14 protein-coding genes and 1 pseudogene are annotated in these 13,100 nt (G+C 63.7%); 7 read left to right on the plus strand and 8 right to left on the minus strand.

What is annotated here, in order from left to right:
- Positions 1 to 58 precede the first annotated feature (58 nt).
- The 3 genes from QTA58_RS06170 (at position 59) to QTA58_RS06180 (ending at position 3,039) form a co-directional block, all read left to right on the plus strand.
- Positions 59 to 2,344, plus strand: a complete 2,286-nt coding sequence (locus tag QTA58_RS06170; RefSeq protein WP_289672103.1) for an NADP-dependent malic enzyme — start codon at positions 59 to 61, stop codon at positions 2,342 to 2,344.
- A 66-nt stretch (positions 2,345 to 2,410) separates the two neighbouring features.
- The gene (locus QTA58_RS06175; protein WP_289672104.1) at positions 2,411 to 2,653 is read left to right on the plus strand and encodes a type II toxin-antitoxin system prevent-host-death family antitoxin; all 243 of its coding nucleotides are present in this window, start codon (positions 2,411 to 2,413) and stop codon (positions 2,651 to 2,653) included.
- Positions 2,650 to 3,039 carry a type II toxin-antitoxin system VapC family toxin gene (locus QTA58_RS06180; protein WP_289672105.1) on the plus strand — a complete coding sequence of 130 codons (390 nt, stop codon included), beginning with the start codon at positions 2,650 to 2,652 and terminating at the stop codon, positions 3,037 to 3,039. The genes QTA58_RS06175 and QTA58_RS06180 overlap by 4 nt, the downstream gene beginning before the upstream one ends.
- A 21-nt stretch (positions 3,040 to 3,060) precedes the next feature.
- Here the strand turns inward: QTA58_RS06180 and QTA58_RS06185 are convergent, their stop codons facing one another.
- The 5 genes from QTA58_RS06185 to QTA58_RS06205 form a co-directional block, all read right to left on the minus strand.
- Positions 3,061 to 3,933: a GNAT family N-acetyltransferase gene (locus QTA58_RS06185; RefSeq protein ID WP_085422120.1), complete on the minus strand. Its 873-nt coding sequence runs from the start codon at positions 3,931 to 3,933 to the stop codon at positions 3,061 to 3,063.
- Between the two features lie 99 nt (positions 3,934 to 4,032).
- A complete protein-coding gene (locus tag QTA58_RS06190) occupies positions 4,033 to 5,814 on the minus strand; it encodes an ATP-binding protein (protein ID WP_289672106.1) in 1,782 nt (593 codons plus the stop codon).
- A gap of 55 nt (positions 5,815 to 5,869) precedes the next feature.
- Positions 5,870 to 6,370 (minus strand): signal peptidase II, encoded by a 501-nt coding sequence (gene lspA / locus QTA58_RS06195; RefSeq protein ID WP_289672107.1) that lies wholly within the window; start codon positions 6,368 to 6,370, stop codon positions 5,870 to 5,872.
- Positions 6,367 to 7,227, minus strand: a complete 861-nt coding sequence (locus QTA58_RS06200) for an RNA methyltransferase (protein WP_289672108.1) — start codon at positions 7,225 to 7,227, stop codon at positions 6,367 to 6,369. Before QTA58_RS06200 ends, lspA begins: the two co-directional genes overlap by 4 nt.
- Entirely contained in the window at positions 7,224 to 8,309 is a 1,086-nt protein-coding gene (locus QTA58_RS06205; protein ID WP_289672109.1) for a class I SAM-dependent methyltransferase, read from the minus strand. Before QTA58_RS06205 ends, QTA58_RS06200 begins: the two co-directional genes overlap by 4 nt.
- 208 nt (positions 8,310 to 8,517) lie before the next feature.
- On the opposite strand from QTA58_RS06205, the gene QTA58_RS06210 reads away from it, so the two are divergent.
- Positions 8,518 to 8,973, plus strand: coding sequence for a carbon monoxide dehydrogenase subunit G (locus QTA58_RS06210; RefSeq protein WP_085422116.1), 456 nt, complete (start codon positions 8,518 to 8,520; stop codon positions 8,971 to 8,973).
- Between the two features lie 2 nt (positions 8,974 to 8,975).
- On the opposite strand, the gene QTA58_RS06215 is transcribed toward QTA58_RS06210, so the two are convergent.
- From QTA58_RS06215 to sppA, 3 genes are all read right to left on the minus strand, one after another.
- Entirely contained in the window at positions 8,976 to 9,311 is a 336-nt protein-coding gene (locus tag QTA58_RS06215) for a lipopolysaccharide assembly protein LapA domain-containing protein (protein ID WP_085422115.1), read from the minus strand.
- A 102-nt stretch (positions 9,312 to 9,413) separates the two neighbouring features.
- Positions 9,414 to 9,713, minus strand: a complete 300-nt coding sequence (locus QTA58_RS06220) for an integration host factor subunit beta (RefSeq protein ID WP_085422114.1) — start codon at positions 9,711 to 9,713, stop codon at positions 9,414 to 9,416.
- A 26-nt stretch (positions 9,714 to 9,739) separates the two neighbouring features.
- The gene (sppA, locus tag QTA58_RS06225) at positions 9,740 to 10,696 is read right to left on the minus strand and encodes a signal peptide peptidase SppA (RefSeq protein WP_289672110.1); all 957 of its coding nucleotides are present in this window, start codon (positions 10,694 to 10,696) and stop codon (positions 9,740 to 9,742) included.
- A 207-nt stretch (positions 10,697 to 10,903) separates the two neighbouring features.
- On the opposite strand from sppA, the gene lptC reads away from it, so the two are divergent.
- From lptC to lptB, 3 genes and pseudogenes are all read left to right on the plus strand, one after another.
- Positions 10,904 to 11,572, plus strand: coding sequence for an LPS export ABC transporter periplasmic protein LptC (lptC, locus tag QTA58_RS06230; RefSeq protein ID WP_289672111.1), 669 nt, complete (start codon positions 10,904 to 10,906; stop codon positions 11,570 to 11,572).
- 12 nt (positions 11,573 to 11,584) lie between these two features.
- Positions 11,585 to 12,151 (plus strand): LptA/OstA family protein, encoded by a 567-nt coding sequence (locus tag QTA58_RS06235; RefSeq protein ID WP_289672112.1) that lies wholly within the window; start codon positions 11,585 to 11,587, stop codon positions 12,149 to 12,151.
- A gap of 81 nt (positions 12,152 to 12,232) precedes the next feature.
- Positions 12,233 to 12,970 (plus strand): annotated as a pseudogene (gene lptB, locus QTA58_RS06240) (LPS export ABC transporter ATP-binding protein); the annotation flags it as partial.
- Positions 12,971 to 13,100 lie beyond the last annotated feature (130 nt).

Here is a 13,100-nt window from a genome sequence, read left to right on the forward strand (position 1 = left end):
GAAAGACAACATCTGCCGCGGCCTCAAGGACGGCTGCCCACAAAAAGCTGGAGGAGATATGCCTGCCAACGACAAGGCCGCCCGTGCGCGCGCTTCGGTGACCGAACAGGAAGCGCTGGATTTCCACTCGGAAGGCCGGCCGGGGAAACTCGAGATCAACCCGACCAAGCCGATGGCGACGCAGCGCGACCTGTCGCTCGCCTATTCGCCCGGCGTCGCCGTGCCCGTGAAGGCGATCGCCGCCGATCCGGCAACGGCCTACGACTACACGACGCGCGGCAACATGGTGGCCGTCATCTCCAACGGCACGGCGATCCTCGGCCTCGGCAATCTCGGCGCGCTCGCCTCCAAGCCCGTCATGGAAGGCAAGTCGGTCCTCTTCAAGCGCTTCGCCGACGTCGATTCCATCGACCTCGAAGTCGATACCGAGAATGTCGACGAGTTCATCAACTGCGTGCGCTATCTCGGCCCCTCCTTCGGCGGGATCAACCTGGAGGACATCAAGGCGCCGGAATGCTTCATCATCGAAAGCCGGCTGCGCGAACTGATGGACATTCCGGTCTTCCATGACGACCAGCACGGCACGGCGATCATCGCCGCCGCGGGCCTCATCAACGCGCTGGAACTGACCGGCCGCGACCTGAAGACCACGAAGCTCGTCTGCAATGGCGCGGGGGCGGCGGCGATCGCCTGCGTCGAGCTCATCAAGGCGATGGGTTTTGCGCCGGAAAACATCATCCTGGTCGACACCAAGGGCGTCATCTACCAGGGCCGCACCGAGGGCATGAACCAGTGGAAATCGGCGCATGCGGTGAAGACGACCAGGCGGACGCTGGCCGAAGCGATGGAAGGGGCCGACGTGGTGTTCGGTCTTTCCCAGAAGGGCGCCTTCACGGAGGAGATGATCCGCTCGATGGCCGACAGGCCGATCATCTTCGCGATGGCGAACCCCGATCCGGAGATCACCCCGGAAGAAGTCGCCCGCATCCGCGACGACGCGATCATGGCGACCGGGCGTTCGGACTATCCGAACCAGGTCAACAACGTGCTCGGCTTCCCCTACATCTTCCGCGGCGCGCTCGACGTCAGGGCGACCCAGATCAACGACGCGATGAAGATCGCAGCGGCCCAGGCGCTCGCGGCGCTCGCCCGCGAGGACGTGCCGGACGACGTGGCGGCCGCCTATCAGGGCAACCGGCCGCGCTTCGGCGCGCAGTACATCATCCCCGTGCCGTTCGATCCGCGCCTGATCTCGGCAATTCCGGTGGCGGTGGCGGAAGCGGCGATGGAAAGCGGCGTGGCGCGCAAGAACATCACCGACCTCGCCGCCTATGGCCGCGAGCTTTCCGCCCGCCGCGATCCGATCGCCGCGACGACGCAGAGCATCTACGAACGCGTCCGCCGCTTTCCGAAGCGCGTCGTCTTCGCCGAAGCCGAGGAAGAGCAGGTCATGCGCGCGGCGATCTCCTTCTGCCAGCAGGAGCTCGGCACCGCGATCCTGCTCGGCCGCGACGACGTGATCCGCGCGACCGCCGAGAAAGCCGGCATCGATCTCGGCCGGCCGGGGATCGAGATCGTCAACGCGCGCCTGTCGAACCGCGTCGACGCCTATATCGACCACCTCTATGCCCGCCTGCAGCGCGAGGGTTTCCTGCACCGCGACGTGCAGCGCCTGATCCACAACGACCGCAACCATTTCGCCGCCACCATGGTGGCCGTGGGCGACGCGGACGCGATGGTGACGGGCACGACCCGCAACTATGCGACCGCGCTTTCCGACGTGCGCCGCTGCATCGACATCAAGCCGGGGCACAAGGTGATCGGCGTGTCGCTCGTCATCTCGCGCGGCCGGACGATCTTCGTGGCGGATACCGCCGTGCACGACATGCCGAATGCGGAGGACATCGCCGATATCGCCGTCGAGGCCGCCCGCGTCGCCAAGCGCATGGGCTACGAGCCGCGCGTGGCGCTGCTTGCCTATTCCACCTTCGGCCAGCCGATCGGCGAGCGCTCCGAGCGGGTGCGGGAAGCGGTGAAGATCCTCGACCAGCGGCGCGTCGACTTCGAATACGACGGCGAGATGGCGGCCGACGTGGCGCTCAATCCGCACCGGATGGAGCAGTATCCGTTCTGCCGGCTTTCCGGCACGGCCAACGTGCTCGTCATGCCGGCGATCCATTCCGCCTCGATCTCGACGCGCATGCTGCAGGAACTCGGCGCCTCGACGGTTATAGGCCCGCTGCTCGTCGGCCTCGACAAGTCCGTGCAGATCACATCGATGGGCGCGAAGGACAGCGACATCGTCAACATGGCGGCGATCGCGGCCTACAATGCGGGGACGTGAGGCCGCTTGAAAAAATCTCCCGAGTGGACTAAGTTCATCGGACTAAGTCCACTCGGGGTGGAAACCATGAAGACCGTCAATATCCATGATGCCAAGACACACTTGTCGCGCCTCGTCGAGGATGCGGCAAAGGGCAAGCCCTTCGTCATCGCCAAGGCCGGGAAGCCGATGGTGAAGGTGGTTCCGCTGGAAGAGGCGCCGAAGAAACGGCGCATCGGAGTTCTCGACGGCCAGTTTTTCATTCCCGACGATCTCGATCAGGGAATGGATAAGGAGATCGAGGACCTCTTCTACGGTAATCACGAATGAGGATACTGCTCGACTCTCACCTTCTGGTGTGGCTTGTCGGTGCATCCGACAGGTTGCCTCCGGAGGCGCGCGAAATCATCGAAAATGTCGACAACGACATTTTCTTCAGTTCAGCCAGCATATGGGAACTGTCGATCAAATATTCTTCCGGAAAGATCGGACTCGAGCTTCCGCCCCGCATGCTCCATCGGGTGCTGATCGAAAGCGATTTCAAGGAATTGGCGGTCACCGCCTCTCACGCGCTGGAAGTCGATATGCTTCAACCGATCCACAAGGACCCGTTCGACCGAATCCTGATCGCGCAAGCCATGTGGGAAGGCATGCTGCTGCTGACTTCGGATGAGACGATCGCGCAATATAACGCGCCGATCCGGCTCGTCCGTTAGAAGCGTTTCGGGAATATCCCCTCAGCTCGCGAACCTTCCGGCGTCGGCGCCGTAGTAGTTGACGTAGCGGCTGGAGATCGAGGCGATCGGCAGCACGACCAGCACGTCGGTCGTGTTGAAGGCGTGGTCGACGACGGCGCCGTCGCCGATCATCGCGCCGAGGCGCAGATAGCCCTTGATGAGCGGCGGCAGCGCCGACAGGGCCTTGCGGGCATTGACGCCTTCGAAGGGCATGAGGTCCATGTCGCGACGGAGTTCCGGACGGGCCGAAACCGCCCACTCCCCCTTGGCCGAAACCGTATGATGCAGGAAGGAAAGCGCCAGTGCGTGCTCTTCCGGCTGGACGCCCGGAAAGGAGGCGCAACCGAACATGGCGTTCATGCCGTGCTTCAGCGAATAGGCCCAATTGCCCTGCCAGAGCAGCTCGACCGTGCGCTTGGTGCGGTAATCCGGCAGCACGCAGGAGCGGCCGAGCTCCATGAATCGCTTTTCGGGATGACGCGCGAGCAGCGGCTCGATGTCGAATTCGGAGGCCGAATAGAAGCCGCCGTTGGCGAGCGCCACGTCCTGCCTGAGCAGGCGATAGGTGCCGACGATCTGGTCTTCGATGTCGCCTTCGATCGCGTTGTCGATGACGAGAAGATGGTCGCAGATCGCGTCATAGGCATCGACGTCGCGCCGCAGGCGCATCGCCTCGGGGTTCAAGCTGGCGTTCATCTCCTCGACGAAGACGCGGTAGCGGACCGCCTGCGCGGCGTCGATCTCGCGCTCGCTGCGGGCCAGCCGCGTTTCGAGCGTGCCGATGCGGCCGAATGTATCGCCGCCTGCCGGGATTGAGGCCGGCGCCTGGTTTGCTTCAGGGGTCAATTCACGGTTCAGGAGTTCAATTGTCATGGTGATTCGTCCCGTCCCGGTTGGATCACCGCCATAAATCACTTCTCTGCGACAGGATCGTGACAGTTTCTGTCACAATAGGTTCCACCGATGACGGCGTCAACGGACCTGTTGACGCTCGTTGCGATGAGCGCACACGGCCCTGATTTCCTCAAGGAGCTTGAGGGGGTCCACCGGCTTTGCGAGCACGCGAGCCGCGCCCTGGAGAAGCGCTTCCTGCCGGGCCGATTCGCGGCCTTCGCCCGTCAGGACGATCACGGGAACCTGGAGAGGGGTGTCCTGGCGCCCGCCGGCGCGCAAGGCCGAAAGAAGGTCGAAGACGGTGCCGCCCGGCATGTGCATGTCGGAGACGATGAGATCGGTGCGCGGCTCCTCTTCCAACGCCGCGTCGATCAGCGCCGGGAAATCCTCCACGAGCCGGACGCGATGGCCCGCCTTTCCGAGCACGGCGCGGATGAGGAGGGCGTTGACCGGATCGTCTTCCCCCAGGAGCACGTCGAGCCCGCCGGCGGGCCTCTCGACCACGGGAGCAGCCGGGGCCGGGCCGTTGTCGCCGAACGTGTCGCGGGTGCCGAAGCCGCGCAGGCGGCCGCTCAGCACGTCGATCAGCGACTTTTCCCGAAGCGGCCGGATGAGCCAGGCATCGAAGAAATCCTGCGGCTGGGACGCCCGTTCCTCCGGATTGACGAGCAGGATGCGGTGGAGGCGGGCATGGGCCTTTTCGTTGGCATAATCGGAGGCGAGCCGGTGGTCTACGATGAGGTCGGTATAGGGAACGGAACCCGCTTCGGCGCGGTCGATCAGCATCTGGACGTCGACCGGGTTCGAGACATGCCGGCAGCGGCCGCCGAGCGTTTCGATGCTCGACACGGTCGCTACCGCCGCCGGACCGTCGGGCGCCAGCAGCAGGACGCGGGAGCGGGCCAGCAACTGGTCGCGCGCCACGCCTCCGGATGGGGCGGTCTCCGCAAGGCACAGAGGGAAGCGGATCGTGAACGTGCTGCCGATCCCTTTGCGGCTGGCGACCGAAAGCGAACCGCCGAATTCGGTGAGGATGCGGGATGCGATGCCGAGGCCGAGGCCGGTGCCGCCGCTGCGCGCTTCGGCGGAACCCGCCTGCTCGAACTCGCCGAAAATCCGCGCCTGCTCCTCGGCCGTCATGCCGGGACCGGTATCCATGACGGCGATCGTCACATGATCGTCTTCGACGAAGGCCCGCACCAGAACGCCGCCTTCGGCGGTGAACTTCACCGCATTGCCGATGACGTTGAAAAGCACCTGCCGGATGCGCGCGGGGTCGAAATCGAGAAGATCGGGCAGGTCGGCCTCGACCGTCGCCGCGATCTCGATGCGCTTCTCGTGCGCCCGGGGCGCCAGCATCTCGACGACGCTTTCGATCAGGTGGCGCAGGTTTTCCGCCCGGTTGTTGAGCCGGAAGCGGCCGGCCTCCAGCGTCGAATAGTCGAGGAGGTCCTCGACGAGCTGCGCCAGAGCGTGACCCGACTGACGGATGCCGCTCAGATAGTTCTGCTGCTCCGCCGTCAATTTGGTCTGATAGAGGAGATGCGTCATGCCGAGGATGCCGTTCAGCGGCGTGCGGATCTCGTGGACGACCGTGGCGATCTGGCGCGACTTGGCGGCGCTTGCGGCTTCGGCCTCCTTCCAGGCCCGGTGGAACCGGGCGGCCGAGCGGTTGCGGCGCCACTCCGCCATGCGGGAAAAGAACGCGACGAAGGCATTGGCCGGCGCAGAAGGTTCCTCCCGCGACCGCAGTCCCAGTGCGGGCACGATATTCTCGACCTCCGGCTCGCCGGCTTCGGCCGAGGCGGGAGACGCGAACGCTTTGACAATACGCTCATGTATTTCGGCAATGTCGCGCATGGGGAAAGACTAGCCGGGGTTTCTTTCCCAATCCTTAGACCAACCAGGTAAAATTTTACCGATCGGTCGTTTCCGGTTTGCTTTTCGGCCCGAAAAGCTCGTCGAGGATCACCAAACCGGCGCCGACGGTGATGAAACTGTCCGCCAGATTGAAGACCGCGAACGACCATGTGGCGGTGTGGAACAGGATATAGTCGATCACATGGCCGTAGATGAAACCGTCGATCAGGTTGCCGATCGCGCCGGCGATGATCAGCGCGAAACCCGCATGCGCGAAGGGGCGATCCTTCGGCGTGCGGCGCCAGAGCCAGAGCACGAAGGCGACGATGACAATGCGCATGCCGACGATGAACTCGCGCTCCATGCCCGAAAGAAGCGAGAAGGCGACGCCGAGATTGTAGGTGCGGTAGAGAGCGAGAACCGGCAGGAGGGGCACCGCCTCATGCATAGGAAGATAGGCTTCCACCGCAATCTTCACGGCCTGATCGAGAAGAACCGCCATGACGATGACGATCAGGGCCGTCAGCGGTCTTGAAAGAAAAGCGCGTCCGGTCATTTTTTCTCGTCCAGGCTCAGAAGATGGCGCCGCGCCTCGAAGAGCATGACGGCGGTCGCGACGGCGAGGTTCAGCGAATCGGCCCTGCCCTGCTGCGGGATGCGCACGGTGCGGTCGGCCGCCCCAGCAAGATTGTCCGGCAGGCCGGACTGCTCGTTGCCCATCAGCAGGACGACCGGCTTCTTCGCATAGTCCACAGTGCGGTAGTCGACGGCGCCGGCAAGATGGGTGGCGACGACCTCCGCGCCCGAGCGCTTCTGCCAGGCGAGGAATTCCTCCGCCGAACATCTGACGACCGGCATGGCGAAGACCGAGCCCATGGTGGCGCGGACCGTCTCCAGCGAAAAGGGATCGGTGCATTCTCCGACCAGGACGACGGCCGAAGCGCCGGCCGCATCCGCGGTGCGGATGATGGTGCCGAGATTGCCGGGATCGCGAACCCGGTCGAGCGCCACGAGGGTCTCGCCCTTCACGGGCTTCAGGTCGTCGAGCCTCTTCCAGCGCTGCTCGAAAATGCCGACCACCATCTGCGGATTGTCGCGGCGGGTGACCGAGGACAGCACCTTTTCGCTGACTTCCAGCACCAGCCCGCCATGGGCGACCGTCCTTGCCGCCACCTGCTCCACCAGGGGTTTTCCTTTGGCGGCCTTGGCGTAGACGAGGGTGCGGATCGACCAGCCGAGCTCCAGCGCGTCGATGACGAGCTTGAGGCCTTCGGCCATGAAGGTGCCGCTTTCCTCACGGTCCTTCTTGTTGGTGAGCGCCTTGATATCCTTGATGATCGGATTGGCGAGCGAAGTGACTTCCTTCACCTGCCCCACCCGTCTCGGCCCGGATTTGTGATGATCGTCGGTCATGCAGGCACCCAACGGCTGAAAAGGGAGGTGGAGAGCGCGCGGCCGGGGCTTTTGCCGTCGAGGCCGGCCTCGCGGATGACGAGCTCGCCCGATTCCACCGCGCCGCCTGCCCCGCGCATCGTCTCGCGCATCAGCTCGTGGATGGAATAGAAGCTCGCGCGGATCGAATAGGCGGTCAGGACAAGGCCGATCGCTCTCGGCGACAGCAGCTCGCGGCAGATGTCGAGCATCAGCGGGAGATGGTCGAAGAGCTGCCAGACCTCGCCGTTCGGGCCGCGGCCGAATTTCGGCGGATCGGTGAGGATGATGTCGTAGCGGTTGCCGCGGCGTTCCTCGCGCAGGATGAATTTCATGGCATCCTCGCAGATCCAGCGGATCGGCGCCTTGTCGAGTCTTGCAAGCGACTGGTTTTCGCGCGCCCAGCCGATCGCCTTCTTCGAGGCATCCACATGGGTGACTTCCGCGCCGGCCGCTGCCGCGACGAGCGATGCGACGCCCGTATAGCCGAAAAGGTTCAGCACCTTTAAGGGCCGTCCGGCTTCTTCGACGCGGGTCTTCATCCAGTCCCAATGGACGATCTGCTCCGGAAAGACGCCGACATGGCGGAAGGCCGTGAAGCGTCCGAGGAAATCGACGCCGAGCAGCGAGAGCGGCCAGGTCTCGCCGAGCGCCTCCTTCGGAAAACGCCAGCGGCCCATGCCGTCCTCGTCCGTATCGCCGGTGAAGACCGCATCCGCCTTTTCCCAGACATGGGAGGCCAGCGCCGGCTGCCAGAGCGCCTGCGCCTCCGGCCGGACGATGCGGTAAGGTCCGTATTGTTCGAGCTTCAAACCGTTGCCGCTGTCGATCAGGTGGAAATCGCCGGCACCGGCCGATTCCAGGATGACCGGCACGCGTTCGGCCGGGCGGTCCCCCTCACGCGGAACAAGCGCGCGGGTTTCGGCCTGCGGCGTGGCGGGCACGGGTTTAGCCGGTTTTTCGAAGGGCCGGGATGCGGGCCTGGCGGCGGCATGTTCGCGCGCCGGCCGCTTTCCGGCCTCGGCCCGGAGCTTCGCGCCCGGCCGCCTTTCCTTGTTCTTCAATGCGTTCGTCCGCCTGGGAAATTCCTGTCGTGCGGCAGCAGATAACATTTACCGGGAATTCTTCAAAGCCGGGCAAATCGAAGAAAGTGACGTTTTCATTATTGTCATACGGTACTACATTCGTCTATTGTCCCTGCATCTGTCCCACTTGGCAAACGACATCGGGCTTGCAATAAGCCTTCAACATGCATTTTCGGAGGATCATCACATGGACATGGGCGGCGAAGAACGTATTGCAGCACCCCGCGAAGTGGTCTGGCAGGCATTGAACGATCCGGAAATCCTGCGGCAGTGCATTCCCGGCTGCCAGACGCTGGAGCAGAAATCGCCAACGGAACTCGCCGCCACCGTCAAGCTGAAGATCGGCCCCGTCTCGGCCAACTTCTCCGGCGAAGTCACCCTTTCCGATATCAACCCGCCGGAAAGCTACACGATTTCGGGCGAAGGCAAGGGCGGCATCGCGGGCTTCGCCAAGGGTTCGGCGACCGTGACGCTAGTGGAAGACGGCACCGACACGCTGCTGCGGTATTCCACCAAGGCGCAGGTCGGCGGCAAGCTCGCCCAGCTCGGCTCGCGCCTGATCGATTCGACCTCGCAGAAGCTCGCAGCCCAGTTCTTCGCGGATTTCAACAAGGCCGTGGTCGCCAAGGCCGGCGAGGCCTGATCCTATTTCGAAGGCAGTTGCGACGAGGCCGACCGTCCCGCGACGGCGGCCTTGTGCTCGTTCTGCCACTTCACGGCTTCGCGCGCCTCGGCGCGGGCCTGCTTTCGGTGCTTGCCCTGGCTCCACCAGGTGACCGCCGAGCCGACCAGCATGCCGACCAAGACGGCCAGGAACAGGAACAGGAAAAAGGGCGCGCTTACCGATAGAACGCCGTCTTCCGGCCGAAAAGGATTGAGCGCCAACGTCACCACCTGGCGGTTCGCCACCGCGAGCACGATCAGCACGATGCCGAGCGGCACGAAGATGACGAGAGAGACGATCCGTTTGAACTTGTCCATGGGATTCTCCGGCAACAGGCGACCTGCCGTTTTATCGGCGTCCGTTGCAGAATAGGCGCACTTCAGGGGGTTTCAAGGGCGACGGACGACCGCGCAGCGGGATCAATCGTCCTCGTCGGCGAGGTCGGGGTTGAGGCGCTCGCGCAGCTCCTTGCCGGTCTTGAAGAAGGGAACCCACTTCTCCTCGACGAAGACGCTTTCGCCGGTGCGGGGATTGCGGCCGGAGCGGGAGGGGCGATTCTTCACCGAGAATGCGCCGAAGCCGCGCAGTTCAACGCGGTTTCCGGCGGCCAGAGCATCTGTAATCTCGTCGAGCACGGCGTTCACGATGTTCTCGACGTCGCGATGGTAGAGATGCGGATTGCGGGCTGCAACGATCTGAACCAGTTCTGACTTGATCACGGTTGTCCCCTGAAAAAATTAGATTTTCATCCGCGCCCAACCTGCCAAACGGAGACCAGACCGTCAAGAAACAACTTGTCCGTCCCGAATATCCGAAAGGCATAGGGAGCGATCGCCTCACCTAAACCGGTCTGCCGGACGAACTCGGCCATGGCGCTCGCGAACCAGAAGGACGAGGAGGATCCGCGCTCCTTCCAATCGACGACCGGCAGGTCCTTCGAGACGCCGCGCGATTCCAGATAGGCCCTTATGTCCTCGTCGCCGCCGAGCTTGTCGACCAGCTTGACGTTGAGCGCCTGGCGCCCGGTGAAGATCGTCCCGTCGGCCAGCTTCAGGACGTCTTCGCGCGGCAGCTTGCGGCGGTCGGCGACCAGATCGACGAACCAGCCGTAGCTGTCCATCACCATGTTGCGGATCATCGTCCTGGCTTCCTCGCTCGCCGGGTGGAAGGGCGACGGTTCGGCCTTCAGCGGCGCCGATTTGATCTCCTCCAGCGAGACGCCGATCTTCTGCATCATCTCGGCGATCTGCGGGTACTGGAAGATGACGCCGATCGAGCCGGTGATCGAGCTTTCTCCGGCGACGATCTGGTCGCCGGCGGCGGCGACCATGTAACCGGCGGAGGCCGCGAGCGTGCGGATGTCGGAGACGACCGGCTTCTTTTCCGCGACATGGCGGAGCGCTTTGAAGATGCGCTCGCCGCCATAGGTCGTGCCGCCCGGCGAGGAGATCGACACGATGAGCGCCTTGGCCTGACTGCTGCCGGCGATCCGGTCGAGCCGCTCCAGAAGCTCCTTGTTGTCGGTGATCATGCCGGAAATCTCGATGCGGGCGACATGCGGCCCGGCCGCCCCCACGCGGTCGCCGCCGGCGAACCGGTAGAGCGCGAACCCGATGCCGATCAGAAAGACCAGGGCGACGATGCGCCAGAAGCTCAGCTTGCGGCGCAGTGAACGCCGGTCCGCGATTGCCATTTGATCCATGAGACCACCTTTCGAGATGCGCTGCGCGCTGCTAAATAGGCTCTCTAGCGCGTTTTGCAGCAGGGCACATCACGTTTTTATGTTGTCCGTTATTGTTTGTTGATGAATAAAAACCATATTGGCGGACAAGCAAAGCCGCTTCCGTTCCGATTCCGGCCGAACGGCGGAGGGGACGGCGAAAGGCAAACAAGGATCGATCCGGCAACCATGCTGCAGCATATTCGAAAGACGGCAGGCCTCGTGGCGGCGCTGGATCCGCATGCCGACGCCTATCAGGCAGCGCTCGCCCATTCCACGCTGGTGCGGAAGCTGAAAGTCCTGCTGCCCGTCGGCGCCGCCGTGATCTCGGCCCTCTTCATCGGCGTTTCGATCATCCGCGCCTATCTGCCGGAGAACCTCTCCATCGAGAACGCCCGCATCGAGAACGGCAAGATCGTCATGGAGCGTCCGGCGATCTCGGGCCGCAACAGCGACGGCATCAGCTATTCGATGATCGCCACCCGCGCGCTGCAGGACATCCAGAACCCCAACATGATCACGCTCGAGGACGTGAAGGCCGCCGTGCCGATCAACGACGACGTGATCGCGCGGGTGACGGCGACCGGCGCCGACTTCGACCGCGGTTCCGACAAGCTCAACCTCACCGCGCCTTTCGACGTCAACCTGTCGAACGGCATCACCGCCCGCTTCAAATCCGCCCGCATGGATATCCCCGGAGGGACCATGGACACGCCCGACCCCGTCGATATCTCCATGAAGGAAGGTTCGATTGTTGCAGAGTCTTTAAAGATAACGGATAAGGGACGCACTATCACATTCCAAGGCCAGGTTCGCGTCCATCTCGACCCTGCCGCAATCCGCAACCAAGGCAAATAGAGCCCGGCCGCCATGATGTATCGCCGCCTTCTTACCCGGAATACCGCAGTTCTGATCGCGGCAGGCTTGATGTCCTGTCTCGCCGCCGCTGCACACGCCCAATCGACCACCAGCCAGATGGAAGGCCTCAAGCTTTCCGGCGACCAGCCCATCCAGATCCAGAGCGACCAGCTCGAGATCAAGGAGCAGGAGAAGAAGGCCTTCTTCACCGGCAACGTCCAGGTCGTGCAAGGCTCGACCACGATGAAGGCGGGCAAGATGACCGTCCTCTATACGGGCCAGGAAGGCGCGTCGGTCACCGCCGGCAATGCCAATATCGACAAGATCTTCCTGGACGGCACGGTCTTCCTGAGCTCCGGCACGCAACAGGCGACCGCCGAAAAGGGCGAGTTCGACATGGCCTCCCAGACTTTCGTGCTTTCCGGCAAGCAGGTCGTGCTTTCCGAAGGGCCTAACGTATTCAAGGGTTGCAAGCTCACCGTGCTGATGGCAACCGGAGAGGCGAAGCTCGACAGCTGCGGCGGGCGCGTCGAGATCATGCTCGATCCGAAATCACGGCAGCAGCAACAAAACCGATAACAGACGCCCGACGTGAAAATACCGCTGCTCTCCAGTCTGTCGGCCAGGAAGCCGTCCGCGCCCGAACCCTTCGTCGCACGCGACAAAGCGCGCTACGAGGGAACGCTCGTCGCGCACGGCCTTTCCAAGACCTATGATACGCGCCGCGTCGTCAACGGCGTGTCGCTCGTCGTGCGCCGCGGCGAGGCCGTCGGGCTGCTCGGACCGAACGGCGCCGGCAAGACCACCTGCTTCTACATGATCACCGGGCTCGTACCGGTCGACGAAGGCATGATCGCCATCAACGGCAACGAGGTCACCCGGATGCCGATGTACCGCCGGGCACGGCTCGGCGTGGGCTACCTGCCGCAGGAAGCCTCGATCTTCCGCGGGCTGACGGTGGAGGAGAATATCCGCGCCGTGCTCGAAGTGCACCAGCCGGACAGGGACAAGCGGGAAAGCAAGCTCGACGAGCTTCTGGACGAGTTCCATATCGGCCAGCTTCGCAAATCCGCGGCGGTGGCGCTTTCCGGCGGCGAGCGGCGGCGCCTCGAAATCGCCCGGGCGCTGGCGACCGATCCGGCCTTCATGCTGCTCGACGAGCCGTTCGCCGGCGTCGATCCGATCTCCGTCTCGGATATCCAGAATCTCGTGCGCCACTTGACGGCGCGCGGGATCGGCGTTCTGATAACGGACCACAACGTCCGCGAGACGCTCGGCCTTATCGACCGGGCCTATATCATCCACGCGGGCGAAGTGCTGACGCACGGCCGGGCTGACGATATCGTCAACAACCCGGACGTCCGCCGCTTGTACCTGGGCGACAAGTTCAGCCTGTAGTGGCGTGCCGCAAAGCATCCCGTGCGGCAAAGAAGTTTACCTTCTCCGCACGGCAGCGCTTGACCAAATCTTCTAAAAAAGCAATTCTTGTGCCAGTTGCGAAATCCGGCCGTCGAAGGGGCATGGCCGG

Source organism: Neorhizobium sp. CSC1952 (genome assembly GCF_030378245.1).
Classification (GTDB): Bacteria; Pseudomonadota; Alphaproteobacteria; order Rhizobiales; family Rhizobiaceae; genus Neorhizobium; species Neorhizobium oryzae_A.